This is a genomic window from Micromonospora sp. HM5-17 (assembly GCF_003762835.1).
Lineage (GTDB): Bacteria > Actinomycetota > Actinomycetes > Mycobacteriales > Micromonosporaceae > Plantactinospora.
Genome location: NZ_RJWA01000004.1, coordinates 459,424 through 477,685, shown reverse-complemented (window position 1 = coordinate 477,685; position 18,262 = coordinate 459,424). Strand labels below are relative to the sequence as shown.

Here is an 18,262-nt window from a genome sequence, read left to right as displayed (position 1 = left end):
GGCCGCCTCGGGTCGGGCGGCCCTCAGGTCAGCAGCTCCACCGTGCCACGCCCGCCGTCCACCCGCACCCGGGCACCGTCGCGGAGCCGCGTGGTCGCGTTGCCGGTGCCGACCACGGCGGGAATGCCCAGCTCCCGGGCGACGATGGCGGCGTGCGACAGCGGCGCGCCCATGTCGGTCACGATGGCGGCGGCGCGCGGGAACATCGGGGTCCAGCCCACGTTGGTCAACGGGGTCACCAGGATCTCGCCCGGTTGCAGCCGGTCGCCCTGCTCAGGGGTGGTGATCACGCGGGCGATACCCTCCACCACCCCGGAGGCGCCGGGGAACCCGGTCACGGTGTCGCTGACCGGGACCGTGGCGCCGCGGGCGTCGTACAGGTCGGTCCGCCGGTGGGGGTCGGCGGCCCAGCGTACCGGGTCGAACCGGCCGACGATCAGCGCGGGATACGGCGGCAGGGCCGCGTACCGCTCGTAGGTCGCGCGCCGGTTCGGCACCCGTGCCAGCGCCGCCGCGTCGCCGCGCAGCAGGTCCAGCAGCTCCGTGAGGTGGAGGTAGAACACGTCGTCGCCGCAGCCGGTCAGCTCGCCAGCCCGGAGGACGAACGCGCGCAGCACCCAGAACGTGCGAACGGTCTCCGAGCGCGTGGCCTCGCGATCGCGGACGACCCTGTTCCAGCGCCGCACCCGCTCCCGCATCCTGGCCACCCTGCGGGGGTAGCGCGCGGCAAACCGCGCCCAGGCCTGCGCTCTGGCCTTCTCCTGCGAGGCGAGCAGCGCCTCGGCACCAATCTGCTGGCCGCGCAGGCCCGCGAGCTGGGCGTCGATCCAGTCGGGGTCCTCGCCGGGGCGGGGAATGGAGATCTCGAACTCGTGTGGGCCACGGTGCCCGTACCGGCGCACGAACTCGGCCCGGGTGATCTCTCCACGCGCCAGTTGGGTCAGCCCGATCACCAGGCCCAGGCTAACCAGCTCGCCGTCGGCGGTGCCGCCGGTGAGCATCGCCTCGGCGTCCACGTCGCCCACCGCCTGACGCAGCGTCCCACGGGTGCGGATCAGGGTCATGCCGCCCTGACGGTTCGCGGCCTGGAGCATCCGGGAGGCCGTGACGAGGTGCGGCTCGATCTCCCGCTCGTACAGGTCGGCCAGCTCGGGTCCGAGGCGGACGGCGGCGACGCGTTCCCGCAGCTCCTCGCACCGCTGCGCGGCGGTCTCCAGAAACGCCCGCATGCCCCGTAGGTGCTTCCACACGCGAAGCCGGACGTGGACCGCCCGACGCGCGCCGGACACGGCGGTGCGCCAACCGAGCAACTTCACCCTCGGTACGTCGAGGCCGGGCGGGATCCTGCCGTAGACGTTCTCGACCGCACCGAGCCAGCTCCGCGCGCCGAGCGCCGCGACGACCGAGTAGATCGGGCTGAGGTTCAGGTAGAAGCGCCCGCCGATGTTGCCCGCCAGGTCGACGCCCAGCCGGGACGCGCCGGCCATGGCCTCGCGGATGAACAGCCGCACGAACGACCAGGTGATGGGGGTCATGACGTCGGGGATGGCCTCCCCGAAGTTGCACGCCGTCCACAGGTAGTCACCCTTGAGGCTGTCGTTCCACTCCTCCAGCTCCGGGGTGAGCCCGGTGACCGGGCGGGCCTGCACGATCGCGACGACGCCGTGGCGCCGCACCCACTCCACGTCCATCGGCGCGCCGAACAGCTCCTGCACGCGTGCCCCCAGCGCGGCCAGCTCCACCGCCTGGGAGTCGTCGAGGACCGGCCGGCGGCGCAGCTCGTCGGGAACGGGCCGTTCCTCGGTCCCGTCCCGGGTGCACACGGTCATGACCGCCTTGTCGGCCGTGACCGCCTGCGTCACCGCGCCGCCCGAGACCACGATCGTGTCCGGCGTGACCTGCCCACCGACCACCGCGGCCCCGAGGCCCCACGAGGCGTTGATCACCGTCTCCCCGCGGGCGCCGGTGACCGGGTTGACGGTGAACACGACCCCCGCCGCCTCCGCCTCGACCAGCCGCTGCACCACCACCGCCAGCGCCACGGCATCGTGGGACACGCCGTTCCGCTCCCGGTAGGCGATGGCACGCGCGTTCCACAGCGAGGCCCAGCAGGTCCGGACCGCATCCAGCAGCGCGGCGCCACGGACGTTGAGGACGCTGTCCTGCTGGCCGGCGAACGACATCTCCGGCAGGTCCTCGGCGGTGGCCGACGAGCGGACGGCGACGGGTACGTCCGGACCGAGGGCCCGGTAGGCCTGCATGATCTCCTCGGCGACGGAGGCCGGGATCTCGTGGCGGGCGAACAGCGCCGCCGTGCGGTCGGGATCGGCCGTGTCGATCTGGTCGCGGAAGGCCGACACGAAGATCCGGTACGCCTCGGTCGTGATGTGGAACCCGCCCGGGACCGGCAATCCGTCCCGGAGCAGCCGAGCCAGCGCGGCGCCCTTGCCGCCCACGCTGGGCAGATCGGCCGCCGCGTCGTCGAGCGGCAACACCAGCTTCACCGTGCACGCTCCTCAGTGCCCAGGACGGCCGTCCGCGCCGCGACCCGCACCGGTCGACGCCCGCGCCGAGAGCGCGGGAGCCGTGCGCGACGCGGCGCTCGCCCCGCCTCGCGGACAACCCGGGCGCGGTGCGGGCCCGCCGGATCCGGGACGCACCCGTCGCGAGGCGGTCGCGGCGCTGACCGCCCCTCGGCCGAACGCATCGCCGGACGTGGACAGAACAGAACGCATCTATGATAACAACCAGGAGCGATCAGGAACCATTGCGACAATTTGCCGACACCGGGCACACGACCGCGGTGGCTCCGACGGCGGCGCATGCGCCCGACGCCGTCGCACCCCACGCTGGACCTGCGAAGAAACGCCTACCCGAGATATGCCGACATCACGGGATTGCCACGCCAGCCTCCCGGGCCAGGACATCGCATAGTCTCAATGACTCCGCCGCGGAAAGGTGCAACCGCATGAGTGGACCCGGCCGGGAGGCGCAGGAGGCGTTGGCCTGGTTCGTCGGCGAGCTCACGCGCCTCCGGCAGCTCTCCGGAGCCCCCTCGTTGAACACGCTGGTCGCCATCTCGGCATCGCTGGGGCAGCCGCTGGCCCGATCGACGCTGAGCGACAAGCTCAACGCCAAGTCGCTGCCCGAGTGGCCCTTCGTCGTCTCCTTCGTCCAGGCCTGCCTGGCCCACGCCGACCGTGCCGGCATCCACGTGCCGGCCGAGCTGGCGGATCTGCGGCGGTGGGACGCGGCGCACTGGCGGCTGCTCCGGATCGCCGACGCCGCCCGTACGGAGCATCGGCTGCGGTCCGCCGCGCACGCCCAGCTCGGCCGGCGCTCCGGCGGCACCGCACCGCCCGGGCAGCCCGAGCCGTCGTCCGGGCCACGGGCGGCCGTGCTCACCCATGTGACACCTCGGCAACTGCCGGTGGCGATCCCGCACTTCGTCGGCCGGCGGGCGGCGCTCACCGAACTGGCCGGGCTGCTGCCGCAGCGGCACGGCACACCGGGCACGGTGCCGATCGCGCTGATCAGCGGCACGGCCGGCGTCGGCAAGACCTCCCTGGCGGTCTACTGGGCACACCAGGTGGCCGACCGCTTCCCCGACGGGCAGCTCTACGTCAACCTCCGGGGCTACGACGCGACCGGGCCGGCGACGGACCCGGCCGAGGTACTCCGCGAGTTCCTGGAGGCGCTCGGGGTGCCGGCACGACGCATCCCGGCGGGGCTGGACGCCCGGTCCGGACTGTTCCGCAGCCTGCTGACGGAGCGGCAGATGCTCGTCCTGCTCGACAACGCCAGCGACTCCACGCAGGTGCGCCCGCTGCTGCCGAGCTCACCGGGGTGTCTGGTGCTCGTCACCAGCCGCAGCCACCTGCCGGGACTGGTCGGCCTCGACGGGGCCCGGCCGCTCGTCCTCGACCCGCTGTCCCGGATGGAGGCGTACGAGCTGCTGACCCGCCGGCTCGGCACGGACCGGGTGGCGAACGAGCCGGAGGCGGCGGACCGGATCGTCGCCGCGGCGGCGGGGCTGCCGCTCGCACTGGCGATCGTCGCGGGACGGGCCGCCGCCCATCCGGGGCTCGGTCTCCACCGGCTCGCGGACGAGCTGGCCGAGCCGGGTGGCCTCGACGGGTTCGCCTACGGCGACGCGGTCGCCGACCTCCGCGCGGTCTTCTCGTGGTCGTACCGGAGTCTGGACGTGACCTCGGCGCGAGCCTTCCGCCTGCTGGGGCTCCACCCCGGACCGGACGTCTCCGTTCCGGCACTCGCCAGTCTCGCCGGCGTACCCGTCGCCGAGGCCGGCCGGACCCTGGCGGTACTGGTCCGCGCGAACCTCGTCTCCGAACAGCTACCGGAGAGGTTCGTCCTGCACGACCTGCTCCGCGCCTACGCGGCCGAGCAGGTCGCCCGGCACGATCCCCCCGAGGTACGCCAGGAGGCGCTCGGGCGGCTTCTCGACCACTACCTCCACACCGCGTACGCCGCGAGCCTGCTCCTCTACGACCAGCGGGATCCGATCAGCCTCGCCCCCGCCCGGGAGGGTACGGCGGTCACCCGAATAGCCGACCGGGACGAGGCGTGGCGCTGGCTCGCCCGGGAGCACCGGGTCCTCCTGGCCCTCGTCGCCCGCGCCGTGGACGCCCACTTCGACACGCACGCCTGGCAGCTCGCCTGGACCATCAACACGTACCTTGATCGCCTCGGGGCGTGGCAGGAGCAGCTGGTGGTTCAGGAGCTGGCGCTGGTCGCCGCGACGCGGGTGGCCGACCGGGACGGCGAGGCCCGCGCCCACCGGAACCGGGCCGTGGCGTGCCTGCGGCTGGAGGACTACGACCAGGCCGACGCCCACCTGCGCCGGTCTCTCCACCTCTACACCGACCTCGGCGACGTCGTCGGCAGCGCCCGGGCCCACCTCAACCTCGGCATCCTGGCCGAACGCCGGGGTCGTTACGAGCAGGCGCTCCGGCACGCCGAGCAGGCGCACGACCTGTTCGCCGCCGCGGAAAACACCAACGGCAGGGCGAACGCGTTGAACAACATCGGCTGGTACCACAGCCAGCTCGGGCACTACCAGCAGGCCCTCGACTACTGCACGCAGGCGCTGGTCCTGCAACAGCAGGTCGGCAACCGGTACTGGCAGGCCCACACCTGGGACAGCCTCGGCTACGTGCACTACCGGCTCGACCGCCAGCCGGAGGCGATCCGCTGCTACGAGAACGCGCTCGCCCTGTGGCGCGAGGCGGCGGAGCGCTACTACGAGGCGACGACGCTCACCCATCTCGGCGACAGCCACCGCGCCGCCGGCCAGCCAGACCTCGCCCGCGGGGCCTGGCGCCGCGCGCTGGAGATCCTCGACCAACTCGGCCACCCGGACGCCGAGCAGATCCGCGCCCGGCTGGGGTCCGAGGCCACCCGGACGGCCTGACCGCGGTGCGCTCCCGGAACGGACGGCTGCCGTCCGCCCCGGGAGCGGTGGTCACGCGGGTTCACCGCCACTGCATGAGGTTGTTGATGGCCTGCGGCGTGATCCGGGTGACGACGTTGTTGGTGAGCCCCGGCCCGGTGCCGAACGGACCACCGGTGAGGATCCCGAACACCGTCACGATCTCGCACGGGCAGGGCAGGGGCGGGCACGGACACGGGATGATGATCCGCGGTGGCGGGCACCGGTCCGGGTCGGGCGTGTAGAAGACGGGGCTGCCGTCCTGCCCGGTGGTGAAGTCGTTCTGGACGTAGATGAAGTTCGCGTCCTCGGCGCGGACGACGGCGGTGCTCGCCCACTGTCCGGGCCGGTCCACCGGGTACCCGTGCGTGGTGGTGCAGGATCCGGTCACCTGCCCGGCCGGGTATCCGAGGCCGTACCAGCCGGTCCGGTTGCCGATCGCGCAGTTGAGCTGCACGGCACCGTAGTCGTAGGCCGGGTCGCCGCCACCCGGGGCGTAGACGGATCCGGTCCAGCCCTGGGGCGCGAAGAGCCGGGTCGCCATGCACCCCCCGAAGGGAGCCGTCGTCCCGTTGTGACCCGGGTACGCGACGATGTTGGTACGCCACTGACCGTTCGAGCCGCCCGTGTGGACGCAGTGTCCGGCGGTCGCGACGGTACGTTCGCTGATCATGAAGCCCGTGCACCGGCCACCCGGGAACGTCAGCAGGACGGTGGCGCTGGCGGGGTACGTCGTGGTCTCGTCGACCGGCACCCGGTCGTCGGGACCGAAGATCGCCTGTGTTCCCACGGTGGGAGCCGTGGTGCCGGTGCTGCCGGCCGGGTCCACCGTGATGCTCGTGGCCCGGTGACCGGACGACACCGCGTCGCTGCTGACGGCCCGGTCCCGGCTCATCGCGGCCGCCGCCGGGCCCGCCGGAGGTGCCGCGGCACCGAGCGCTACGGCGGCAAGGGCTACGACCGCCCATCTCTTTCTCAGCATGGTGTCTCCTTACGGCCGGGCGGGGATCACCCCGTGCTCGTGTCTGTGGAGACCAGGCTGCGGAAGCGCCGCGGTGTCCGGCCGATTCCCGGACACCGGAGTCCGGCCGGACACCGCCGGCCGGCATGGGTCGGCCCGCCCGCCGGCGTCGCCGGTGTCGACCCGGCGGGGGTCGGTGGTCGACCCCGGGCGACCTCGATCGGTCGGCGCGCCGGGCGGCGGCCCGCCCGGTGGGCGTCGGTGAGGTCAGTCGGCCCGGCGGGCGTCCTCGGCGAAACAGCGGGCGATGGTCCGCTCGCTCGGCCGGCCCAGGAAGTCCATCGGGGACGTACGCGACGGCTTCGCCGTCTTCGGGTCGGCGTCGAGGTTGATCATCCAGAAGTAGATACCGGCGAGGTCCCGCTCGCGCATCACCCGGCACGCCGCGTCGAACCAGCGCTGCTGGATCTCCGGCTTGATCGAGCCCTTGGGGTGTGGCGACCACGGCTCCCGGTACGCCCCCGAGCGGGCACCGATCGCCACCTCGGCCAACACCAGGTCGGGAATCCGCCCCTCGCCGCGGTTGTCGTCGAGCCACTCGTTCCACCCGGCGACGAGCCGGCTCACCGAGGCGCCATCGCCCACGGTGAGCGACGGGTACGCGTCGACCGAGAGGGTGATGCCCGGCGCCGGACCGGTCTTGCGGAGCCGGTCGTGGTTGGCGCTGTAGCCGATCTCCCCCTGGTACACCGCCCGCACACCGGTGGCGACCGTACGCCAGCCGGTGGTGCTGTTCTCCAGCGAGTTGAGCTCGGTGCCGACCACGAACGTGGCGACGCCGGTCGCCTCGGCCACCTTCGCGTACTCGACCAGGAAGTCGCGGTACGAGGCGAACCACGTCGTACGGTTCCGCGGGCGGATCGAGCCGCGCCACATGTCCGGGTCGTCCCTGGTCAGGTTGCGCTCGTTGAGCATCGGCCGCACCGTCGTCCGCAGGCCGCGCCTGTTCGCCTCGTCCAGCACGATCTCCAGCCGGGCCGGCGGCGGGGTGATCGGATGGTCCGTCCGCACCGTGCTGGCGTACGCCGAGTCCATGACGAAGGAGAACGAGATCGAGACCGAGTTGGCGCCGAGCGCGACGACGTGGTCGAGCACCTTCTGCGCCTTGGCGCGCACGATCTGGTCGGTGTCGTCCCTGTTGTTCTCCCAGTAGACCGCGATGCCGTACTGGCGCATGCCGGGTTGCCACGGCTGCCGGACCTTCGCCGGCCCGGCCGGGGCGCTGGTGCCGGGCGCACCGGAGGCGCCGGCGGGCGGCGCCGAGGAGAGCCGAGCCAACGGGTCACCGTCGCCGGACGAGCAGCCGGCCGCCAGCAGCACCGCCAGTGCCACGACGCACCGCGCCACGAGCCTCCCTGACATGCCGACCGTCCTCACACCGGCTTGGCGATCACGACGAACTGCTGTTGCCCGCCGCGCAGGTGGCGGATCAGGCCACGGATCGCGCCGATCCCCTCCATCAGCGAGAAGACCGGGACGAGCAGGATCACGGCTATCCTCTCCCACCACCGGTACGTCGCCCGGCGGGAGACGCTCACGTTGATTCGCAGACCCTCCGAGTAGAGCCAGATCGCGTACGCCATGTTGAGCGCCCAGATCGGGAGCACCCAGAGGGTGACCGGCACGGTGTCGTACGACCCGAGCACCCAGCCCAGCAGCATGATGGCGCCGAGGTGCTGGAACGGGCTGATCACCCAGGTCAACGTCGAGTAGCCGATGTAGAGCCGGTCGCGCAGCGGGATCCGGTCGTCGAGCGCCAGCCCGATCAGGCCCCACGCCCACCGCTCCCGCTGGCGGAAGAAGTCACGCACGGTGGCCGGCGAGGCGCCGTAGCACCGGCCCGCGAACCACGCGCTGCGCCCGGGGTACCGCCGGCTGAAGATCAGCGCGAACTGGGCGTCCTCGACGATCGCCTCCGGGCCGAAGTCCCAACCGATCTCGGCCTCGACCGAGGCGCGGACGAGCAGGAGTTCACCGTGCACGCCGGCCAGCGGATAGCCGCCGCCGGTGAACGCCGAGTACACCGTCACGTCCGCGACCGGCCGACTCGCGTCGGCGAGCCAGGTGAGCCGGTTGCGGGCGTTCTCGCGCGGATAGGTGAGGATGCCCTGGGCGAGATGGCAGGCCCGGTCGCCGAGGGCGCGCTGCTGCTCGATGAGGCGGGCGAGCGCGATCGCGGTGTCCAGCCCCACGCCGGTGTCGTCGTCCATGTGCAGCACCCAGACGTCGTCCCGGTCCTCCTGCTGGGCGATGCGCAGCTCGTGGGCGTAGTTGTTGGCGCGGGACTTGAACTTGGTGCCGTTGACCGTGTGGTAGCTCTCGGGCACCGTGATGACCCGGATGTACCGGCTGATCTCGCCCAGCTTGTAAATCTTCTCCGCCGCCTCGCAGCCCTCCTCGATGAGGACGTCGACCCGCAGCTTCGGGAAGCATTCCGGCAGGTACGTGATGTACGAGCGGACGACCCGGTCGAGCGCCGGGTAGGTGTCGTTCCGGCCGATGGTCGGCACCACCACCACGAGCCGGTCCCGGCACTGGATGATCTGGTCGTCGGCGGCGGTGAGCCGATCCCGGCGCAGCCGCCGCCGGGTGATGAGCGCACCGGCCACCCCGATGACGGTGCCGATCACCGGGTACGTCCAGACGACGGTCACCACCGGGCCGAGCGGCCCGGTCGACTTGACGCTCAGCCCGAGCGTGACGCCGAGGATGACGACGAACCACACCACGAGCGGCCAGATCCGCGGCAGCCACCCGGCGTGCCGCTGCAACATCGTGGTCGCCCGCGGGGTGATCGGCATCCGGACCGCGGGCAGGACGTGCGTCTCACCGGCGTAGGTCTCGCCGGTGCGCTGGCGTGGGATGATCTGGGTCCGCTCGCCCGGCTCGTCGCGTCGCGAGGCGGCGACGTGTGTGGTCACCCCGGGTCCTTCCGGGTCAGCAACGCCACGGTGTAGCCGGTGGTCCACCAACTGCCCGCGATGTCGTAACGTTCCTTCAGGACGTCTTTCTTCGTTCCGTCAAGCTCATCCAGGGGATCGCCGTACTCGCCCAGACGCAGTACCCAGATCCGCCGGGTCTCGCCGAGCCGGGCCGCCACGTCCTGGTGTTCACTCGCCACCATCCACCCGTCGGTCCGCATCGGGCGGTCGACGAGCAGGTCGATGGGGCGGCGGTCCGGCGGCAGGTAGTGGGCGATGATGTCCCGGTTGAGCGCCCCGGGTCCGCGGTCGGCGAGCCCGTAGACGATGCCGTCGCCGGGCTGGAGGTTGCGCTCGATCAACGCCACGACCGCCTTCGTGTCCTGGTACCGGAACGAGGGCTTGCGCACCTCGACCTGGCCGGGCAGGGCGAGCACGGCCAGCGCGGCCATGGTCGCGCCCGCCGCGAGCAGCCCGCGCCGGGCGAGGAGGAGGCCGACGAGCACGGCCCAACCGACGATCGTGTAGAGCACGTACCGCTGCTGCCAGATGTGCGTGACCGCGCCGAGCGCCATGAGCAGCCCCACCGGCACGACGCCGAGGGTGATCGCCACCACGGCACCCCGTTCGCGGGAGACCGCCGCCACGCCGAGGGCGAGCACCGCCCCGCCGATCAGCGCGCCGCCGAAGAACTCCAGGCCGTACGCCTCGATCTGGTGCAGGTCGGTGAAGGGGATCCACCCGATCTGGCTGCCCTGCTGCCGGCGTCCGATCACGATGATCGGGATGAGCGGGATCAGGCCGGCGAAGGCGCTCGGTGTCCACCGCCACAGCAGCTTCCGCTTCGTCAGGAGCACGGCCAACCCGTGCGCGGCGAGCATCAGCAGCGCGACGAGGTGCATCAGGCCCAGCGCGGTGACGGCGGCCGCGTAGAGGAGCGCGATGCCGAGCGTGAACCCCTCCAGCATGCGGATCAGGAGCAGCGTGGCCACGGCCGCGGCGAGCGTGGCCAACGCGTACGGCCGGGCCTCCTGACCGAAGCGGGTGGTGATCGGCAGGATCGCGAAGGTGAGCCCGGCGAACAGACCGATCCGGGGTGAGCCGAGGCGGATGCCGATCAGCCCGACGACCGCGGCGGCGCCGACCATCGCGAACAGCGACGGCAGGCGCAACGACAGGTCGGAGTCGCCGAGGACCGTCGTCCAGACCCGGATCAGCACGTAGTACGGGCCGATGCTCGCATCGGTGCCCTCGAGCTGGCGCCACAGCTCCGGCCACGACACCGTGGTGATACCCCAGGTGGCCAGTTCGTCGGCCCACAGCCCCGGCCTGGTCAGGCCGATGACACACAGCACCAGCGTCACCAGGGCCGGTGCGCCCCAGGCGATCCGGCGCTGCCAGGCCTCGCGGCGCCGCCGGCGCTCGGCCTCCTCCTCGGTCGGCGACTTCGGCAGCACCATGGTGGCGTCCGCCTCGGGCGACGGTGTCTCCACCAGGCCTACTCGACGAGGCAGGGGGATGTACACCTGACCGTTGGGGGTCGCCACCGGAAGCCGCGGACGAGCGGCCCTAATCATTGGAGCAGGCCCTCATCATCGGAGCAGGATAGAACCAGCATCGGCACGAAAAAATCCTCTTGTCGGGCAGGTAACTCGGTCAGTCCCCGGCGCCACACGCGATTCCGTCGCCGTTGCGGTCCAGACCGTGCCGGTCACGCCCGCCGGTGATCCGGAGCGGCTCGTATCCCCGCTCGCGCAGCCAGCCGCACTTGTCGGTCACACCGTCCGGAAACGTCCACGGCACGCAGACGTTCCGGTCGCCGTACGCGTGGTCGCAGCCGTCCGTCCCCTCGTCGATCTTGAGGCCGGCGGTGGGCGACGGCAGCGGCGTCCGCGGCGTGACGCCGGGCTGCTGGGCGAAGGAGTGCACGTACGGCGGCGGCGACCCCGTCGGCCCCGTCGGGCCGACGTCACGGTCCCGCCTCGCCCCCGGCGTGTCGGCGCGCTCCGTCGTCGGCTCAGGGGTCGGGGCCGCGGCCGGGGTGCCGTCGCGCCAGTGAGGGTCGCCGGCGCCTCCGCCGACCAGCAGCACGGCGGCGCCCGCCGCGAGCACCGCGACCACCGCGAGTCCCACTCCGATGCCGACGCGGGCACGCCGGCTCCGCGCCCCCAGCCAGCGGGCGAGGGCCTGGTACGGGCGCCTCATCCGAGCTTGACCCACTTCGCCACGGACGGGACGCCGTTGGCGTTGTGCACGAAGAGCATGTACCACCCGGGCGGGGCCAGGTTGGGGTTGCTCGTCACGTTCAGGTCGATGGTGTTGGTGCCCTTGACCGTCATGGGCAGCTCGACGAAGCGCTGGTTGGGGTCGGACGAGTGGGTGACGGCCGCCGGACGGATCAGCGACGCCCGGGTCACCGGCGAGTTGACGGTGATCCGCTGGGTGCTGCCGTACGCCCAGGTGGTGCTGGCCACGGACCGGATCTGCGGCCGGGGACCCTTGAAGAGGTACGGCGGCGAGTAGATGGAGATGCGGGTGTCGAACGACCCGTTGCCGGGGTTGTCGCCGACCGCCATGACCCGCCCGTCGGGCAGCAGGAACGCCGAGGAGTGGTAGGTACGCGGCACCGGGTCGGTGGCCATGCCCGCGCGGAACGTGTTGGTGGTCGGGTCGAAGATCGACGCCTCGAAGACCGGGTCGGCCCGGTTGTGCAACGCACCGCCGGTCTCGAAGACGGTGCCGTCCGGCAGCAGCACGAGCGAGACGTACATCTTGCCCTGGTCACCGCTCTGCGGCACGCCGCCGGTGAGGGTGCCCTGCGGCAGCAGCGGCCCCGGCTCGTACCGCGGGTTGGCGGCCTTGAGGTCGATGATGTCGGTCAGCCGGTGCGCGGTCGCGCCGATGTCACCGTTACCGCCACCGACCGTGAGCACCCGCTGGTCCTGCGCCGGTGGGAGCAGCACGCTCATCGACTGGTCGCGCTCGTCCTTGCGCCGCAGGCCGGGCACGTCGGTGATGGTGCCGGTGGCGTAGTCGTAGATGGAGGCGCCGCTGCCCGGCAGGCCCATGCCGAACGTGTGGCTGCCGGTGTAGAAGAGCCGACCGTCCTGCATCAGCACCATCGCCGGGTAGAGGCCCCACCACGACCAGGTCTGCTTCACCTCGTTCATCGACAGCCAGCGCTGCTCTGCCGAGCTGAAGTAGTCGGTGGTCGTGGTGCCGGTCGAGTCCTCACCGAGGCCGCCGAGCGAGAGGACGTCGCCGTTGCCGAGGATGGTGGCCGACGGGTACCAGTGGCCGGCGAGCATGTCGTTGGTCCGGACGTACCGGTTGGTCGCCGGGTCGAAGATGTACGAGTTGCGCAGGCCCTTGTAGCCCACGGTACCGTCGGCGCTCGGGTAGTCCTTGTTGCCGCCCATCACGAGCACGCGGCCGTCGCGCAGCTGCACGTGCCCGGCGCAGAACAGGTCCGCGGGTGTGGGGACGTCGGTGAAGGTGCCGTTCGTCGGGTCGTACACGGCGGTCTTGAACGTGCCGGCGGCAAAGGCGCTGGGGTCGTTACCGGAGCCCGCGACGAGCAGCACCTTGCCGTTGTGCAGCATCACCGCGTGGATGCCGCGCACCGTCGCCTCGTACGGCATCACCTGCCACTTGCCCCTGGTGCAGCCGATGGCGTCGGTGCAGCCACTCGGCGTCGGCGTCGGCACGCTCACGTCGACCATCGAGTAGTCGTCGGTGGTGAGCGTGCCGGTGCTGTAGATGCTGACGCCCCAGGTGATCTGGTCGGTGTTGGCCGGGATCGGGGGCGTGCGCACCACCTTCTGCTGCCACGTGCCGGTCGCCGGCAGCGTCGCCGGGTCCAGCCAGTACTGCCAGCCGAGCTCGGTGTCGTGGCGGAAGAGCGTGACCGCGTTGGCCGCGGTGGTCGACTTGTACCAGACCGAAAGATCGTATTGGTGGCCGACCTCGACGCGCGGAGCGCACTCGGCGTTTTCCAGCATCATTGCCTTGCGGTCGCCGTTGGTCAGCTCGGTGATGGTGACCCGCATCGCCCGGCTGCCGCTGTGCGCGTCGGTCGTGGTGCCGATGGTGAACGTGTTGTCGCCGTGCCCGGAGCGCTCCCAGCAGACCGGAAAACCGTCGGAGCCGACGATTTCCAGTCCCGGGTTTTGCACGAGGTTGGTCGCCGCGTGTGCCGGCGTGGCGACGAGCCCAATGGTCAGCATGAGGGTGAGGGCGAGCAGCCGGCCGAGTGTGCGGCGGAGCTCCGGGCTGAACATCGGAACGACTTCTGCGGGCGGCACGGTGTCTCCTGTCGATACCTCGGCAAAATGTGGGCCGTGCGGTCTACACCTGGGCCGTCCGCAGGGTACCGGTCATCGCCGTTCCGGCCAACACGGGTCTGCCCGTACTTGTCCGGGTGGAGCGGACTGTCCAAATTGGATTCATCGCCCGGGTGTCCGCGCCGACACCTCCGGTGGTGGCGCGGTCTGCCTGCCCACCCGACAACGCGACGTGCCGGGTCGGGTCACCCCGACCCGGCACCGTCCGGTACGCCGCTCAGGTCAGCGGCTCAATCCAGATATTGCGGTACTGCACGGCGTTCTGGTGATCCTGGAGTCGGATGGACCCCGTCGCCGGACCTTCGGGGATGCTGCCGCCCGTCGGGCCGGTTATGGCGACGTCGTCGTGAACGAGCACACCGTTCCAGATCACGGTCACCCGGGCATTGTCGATTTTGGTTCCGGTGCTGTCGTAGCGGGCTGCGCGGTACTCGATGTCGTAGGTCTGCCACGTTTCCGGAGGCGTCGCGGCGTTGACGTCGGGCGCCTTCTGGAGATAGATGGCGCCGGCCTCGTTGGTGTCCAGCGTCGGGTCGCCGTACGAGTCCAGCACCTGGATCTCGTACCGCTCCTGGAGGTAGACCCCGCTGTTGCCGCGGTCCTGGCCGGTGACGTCCGGCGGCAGCAGCGGCACCTTGAACTCGACGTGCAGCCGGAAGTCGCCGAACGCCTGCTTGGTACGCAGGTCGCCGTCGCGGACCTCCATCGCCCCGCCCTCGACCTTCGCCCAGCTCGCGGTACGGCCGTCGGTGTGCTGCCACTCCGAGAGGTCGATCCCGTCGAACAGGACGATTCGCTCGCCCGGCTTGCGTACCGTGACCAGGTCCAGGTTGACGTGCCCGGTGTCGGGGGCGTCAACCCGGTACTCGATCGCGTTGATGCCCCGACGCAACGTGAGCAGCTCGGTCTTGGTGGCCCACTCCTTCCAGGTGATGGTCGAGGGCAGCACCGTCTGCCGCACCTTGCGACCGTTGACGTAGATGCTGATCGTCTTGTCGCCCTGGAACGGGTGGGGGCCGTTGCTGTAGCGGAGCCCGACCTCGTACTCCCCGGCCCTGGAGACCTCGACGTGCACCGTGGTGGAGGCGTTCAGCGAGCCAAACCCGTCGACGAAGCCCACGCCCGAGAAGCCGGCGTGCTCGGTGTCGATGTCGGCGGAGCCCTTCCGGTGCCCCTCCTCGGCCTCGTAGAAGACCCGGTCCGGCTGGGGTCCGGGAATCTCGTTGAGCGTGTACCACGCCTCGGTGCTCCACAGCTCCTCACCGTTGGCCGCGGTGAACGGGCGCGGTGAGCGCAGGTGCACGACCCGGTCGCGCTTGAGGCCGGGGACGGTCAGCGTCACCTTCTTGCGGTCGGCGGAGACCCTCACCCCGGTGACGGTCAGCTGCTCCTCGTCCACCTTGGGACCGCCGTACGCCGGGGTCGGCGCGTACCGCCACTGGCTCAGGCGGTAGCCGCGCGCGATGTTCTGGATCGTCGCCGTGGAGAGCGGCCGGGTGTACTCGATCGTGAACCCGGTCCGGGTGGCACGCATCGCCTTCATGTCGAAGGTGCTGGTGCCGTTCGGGGTCAGCTTCTGGAGTCCGTAGGTGAGCTTGCCGGGCTGGCCCCAGTTGCCGCCGGCGCCCAGGCCGCCGACGTAGATGGCGCCGTCCGGCCCGATGGAGACCTCGTTGACGCCCGCCTCCAGGCCCTGGCTGTGGCGGAACACCGCACCCTGCTGCACGCCGTCCACCTCCTCCAGGTACGCCCGCTGCAGGCCGCCGTAGGTGACGTCACCGATCAGCAGCTGCCCACGGAACGGCCCCTTCTTGAGCAGCACCGGCGTGCTCGGCGAGTTGGCGATCTCGTTCTGCGGCAGCCAGAGCACGGGCCTGGTCACCGGGTTGTCGTCGAACGGGCCGGCGGGGTTGGTGTAGTGGTTGAAGAAGCGGTCCTGTTCGATGCGGACGAGCTTGGACGCGGGCAGCCAGCCGCCCTGGTTGTCGGTGACGTAGAGGGCGTTGTCCGGGCCCCAGCCGATGCCGTTGGGCGTACGCAGGCCGCCGGCGACGTAGCTGACCTTGCCGGTGCGTCGGTTCACCACGATGCTGGTGCCCCGGTTCGGCGCCGGTTGCGGGTCGGTGGTGGCGCCGCCGAGGTTGATCGCCACCGAGAGGTTGAGGTAGAAGTTGCCGCCCCGGTAGAGCAGGCCGAACGCGAACTCGTGGAAGTTGCCGCCGAACGGCCAGGTGGCCACGGTGCGGTACTCATCGGCGACCTCGTCGCCGTCGGTGTCGCGCAGCTCGGTCAGCTCGTGTTTCTGCGACACGTAGATGGTGCCGTCGACGACCGCGACCCCCATCGGTTCCCTGAGCCCGCTGGCGACCCTCCGGTACGTGACCTGGTCGGGACCGGTGTCGCCGGTCACGTTGTCCAGGATGTACACCTCGCCCTGCACCTGGTCGGATCCGCCCCAGGTGGAGATGACCAGCCGGCCGTCGGCGGTCCACGCCATCCCGGTCACCTGCGGCTCGAAGCCGGCGGGCCGCAGGTCGGTAAGGGTGTAGTTGGGGTGGACCGCGTCCAGCGGAAGGCCGTCCCCCGGCGCGTCGGACATGCCCTGGCAGGCCTTGAATCCGGGCGCGGTGACCCGGACGACCCCGGCGTCCGTGCTCAGCACCGAGTTGGGCACCACGGCGAAGTCCGACGCGCCCGGTGGCTGCCACGAGAGGGTTAGCTGCTGGCCGCCGCCCGCCTCGAAGTACTCCACCCGCAGCGCGTGGTAGCCCTCGGTCAGCGTGACCGTGCCATCCTTCGACGTGGCACCGTGTAGCCCGTCGTGGTCGATCACCAGCGCGTCGTCGATGTAGAGCCGCGAGCCGTCGTCGCTGGTCAACCGGAACGTGTACGCACCAGCGGCGGGAATGTTGATGTTGCCGAGGGCGTGCGTGACGAAGTTGTCCTCGAAGCCGAAGTCGGCCGCGGTGTGCCAGTCGATGACCGGCATCAGCTTGTCGACGTTCGGGGTCTGGCCGGGCTTGAGCGTGCAGATCGCGGTCAGCGGCACGCGCACGTCGTACGTCCGCAGTGTGACACCGGGCTCCTGGGGTGGCAGGTCCGCCGCGTGCGCGGCGCCGGGCGCCAGCCCGACGGCGACCGCCGGCGCGAGGAGGGCGGCACTGAGGAGCGCGACAAGACGTCTCGGGCGCGAGGGGGGACGGGACATCGATCCTCCAGAGACGAGGGTCAGGACGCCGCCACGATCGACCCGCGCCGAGGGTGCCGGCCCGGCGCAGCACCGATCATGGGTCAGGAGACATCATGGACCACATTCGTCAGGATGACTAGATCTTCCAGCCATCCAACCGGAACTTTTGCTGATTCGATCAAAAGTTGCCGCCCCCTGGCGAATGGCCTCGCTGACATGGCACCCCGAACGCGGCTGACCCGGGCACCTTCGGCGTCGGCACGCCGAGCAGCCAGGCCGAGCTTCGGTGACCGAAATGTCAGAAGTGAAGCCACCGGCCCCGAACAGGTAGCCATCGACAGTCACCGCAAAGACACTTACGGTTATCGATTAGCGGTCTCCGAAGCGGCGGCGATCCGGGGTGGTGGTGCGCATGGCGAGGAACACCCACAGAGCAAACTGTGCCAATGCCCAGAGACCTGAGTGCAGGTGCTCGGGTTGCGGCGGCTCGTTGCATGGCTGGCTGGGGTGGGCCGACCTTGCCGCGGAGTCGCCGCAGGTACGCGACGCACAGCGGCGACGTCTCGCAGGAGGCCTGACCACGGACCGACGATCCGGCAACCTGGGGTTGAATGACAAGAATCGCCAGATCTACCTCAACCTTGCACGCCTGGACATCACCGACCACCTGTGGGCCACCGCCCCCCGACCGCGGCCGGACGGGCGGCTGATCGTCGATGGTGGCGCCGACCCGGCGTCCGTCCCGTCCGACCTGGGCCGGATGAATCTTCTGGCCAGAACGATCATGGGGGATACCTGGCCCGAGATCTCGGCCGACATCGACAACCTTGTCCGGGCCGAGCCGACGGCAAGGGACGTCAAGAAGAGTCTGGCCGGTCACGCGTGGTGCAGCCTGCTGGTGGCGGTGATCCAGCTGATCGAAAAGATCACCAGAGTCGTCGACCTTCTCAACGACGAGGCCAGACAGTTCGTCAAGGACGCGGTGACGCGACAGGTGGAGTCGAAACTCTCCCGGCTGATCACTGACGCGGTCATCAACATCCTGGTAACCAGGGTCTGGTCAGCCGTGACGAGGCTCCTGGAAGCCCATTTCCCCATCCTGAACGCAGACACGCTACGTGTCCTCCGGATGCTGGCCGTATTCACCTGCCCCTGGGTCGGACGGCATCGGGACGTCTACGTTCACGCGCTCGAACCGCTCATGCGTGATGCCCGAGAGATCATCGCAGTGGACGTCAAGACCCAGTTGGTCGTCCTTTTCACCCCGTTGTGGCCGCAACCGGGTTCCCAGCCTGCCACGTGATGGCCCCCGAATCCGGAGCTCCCGCGGCGCGCGGC

General features: G+C 70.9%; 10 protein-coding genes. 2 read left to right on the top strand and 8 right to left on the bottom strand.

Going from position 1 to position 18,262, the window contains the following annotated elements; translation table 11 throughout:
* Positions 1 to 23 precede the first annotated feature (23 nt).
* Complete coding sequence (locus EF879_RS28630; RefSeq protein WP_123559125.1) at positions 24 to 2,504, bottom strand: PEP/pyruvate-binding domain-containing protein; 2,481 nt, start codon at positions 2,502 to 2,504, stop codon at positions 24 to 26.
* A 464-nt stretch (positions 2,505 to 2,968) separates the two neighbouring features.
* On the opposite strand from EF879_RS28630, the gene EF879_RS15460 reads away from it, so the two are divergent.
* On the top strand, positions 2,969 to 5,431 hold the full coding sequence (locus tag EF879_RS15460) for a tetratricopeptide repeat protein (RefSeq protein WP_123559123.1): 2,463 nt from the start codon (positions 2,969 to 2,971) through the stop codon (positions 5,429 to 5,431).
* A 61-nt stretch (positions 5,432 to 5,492) separates the two neighbouring features.
* Here the strand turns inward: EF879_RS15460 and EF879_RS15455 are convergent, their stop codons facing one another.
* From EF879_RS15455 to EF879_RS15425, 7 genes are all read right to left on the bottom strand, one after another.
* Positions 5,493 to 6,431, bottom strand: a complete 939-nt coding sequence (locus EF879_RS15455; protein WP_123559121.1) for a serine protease — start codon at positions 6,429 to 6,431, stop codon at positions 5,493 to 5,495.
* Between the two features lie 246 nt (positions 6,432 to 6,677).
* Positions 6,678 to 7,832 (bottom strand): hypothetical protein, encoded by a 1,155-nt coding sequence (locus EF879_RS15450; protein ID WP_148086450.1) that lies wholly within the window; start codon positions 7,830 to 7,832, stop codon positions 6,678 to 6,680.
* Positions 7,833 to 7,843: 11 nt separating this feature from the next.
* Complete coding sequence (locus tag EF879_RS15445) at positions 7,844 to 9,391, bottom strand: glycosyltransferase family 2 protein (protein WP_199736437.1); 1,548 nt, start codon at positions 9,389 to 9,391, stop codon at positions 7,844 to 7,846.
* The gene (locus EF879_RS15440) at positions 9,388 to 10,884 is read right to left on the bottom strand and encodes a glycosyltransferase family 39 protein (protein WP_158624182.1); all 1,497 of its coding nucleotides are present in this window, start codon (positions 10,882 to 10,884) and stop codon (positions 9,388 to 9,390) included. Before EF879_RS15440 ends, EF879_RS15445 begins: the two co-directional genes overlap by 4 nt.
* Positions 10,885 to 11,047: 163 nt before the next feature.
* Positions 11,048 to 11,596: a hypothetical protein gene (locus EF879_RS15435; protein WP_123559115.1), complete on the bottom strand. Its 549-nt coding sequence runs from the start codon at positions 11,594 to 11,596 to the stop codon at positions 11,048 to 11,050.
* Complete coding sequence (locus EF879_RS28835; protein ID WP_370375509.1) at positions 11,593 to 11,967, bottom strand: galactose oxidase early set domain-containing protein; 375 nt, start codon at positions 11,965 to 11,967, stop codon at positions 11,593 to 11,595. The genes EF879_RS15435 and EF879_RS28835 overlap by 4 nt, the downstream gene beginning before the upstream one ends.
* A 1,984-nt stretch (positions 11,968 to 13,951) precedes the next feature.
* On the bottom strand, positions 13,952 to 16,942 hold the full coding sequence (locus EF879_RS15425) for a family 16 glycoside hydrolase (RefSeq protein ID WP_123559114.1): 2,991 nt from the start codon (positions 16,940 to 16,942) through the stop codon (positions 13,952 to 13,954).
* Positions 16,943 to 17,414: 472 nt separating this feature from the next.
* On the opposite strand from EF879_RS15425, the gene EF879_RS15420 reads away from it, so the two are divergent.
* Positions 17,415 to 18,227: a hypothetical protein gene (locus tag EF879_RS15420; RefSeq protein ID WP_233604481.1), complete on the top strand. Its 813-nt coding sequence runs from the start codon at positions 17,415 to 17,417 to the stop codon at positions 18,225 to 18,227.
* Positions 18,228 to 18,262: the final 35 nt, after the last annotated feature.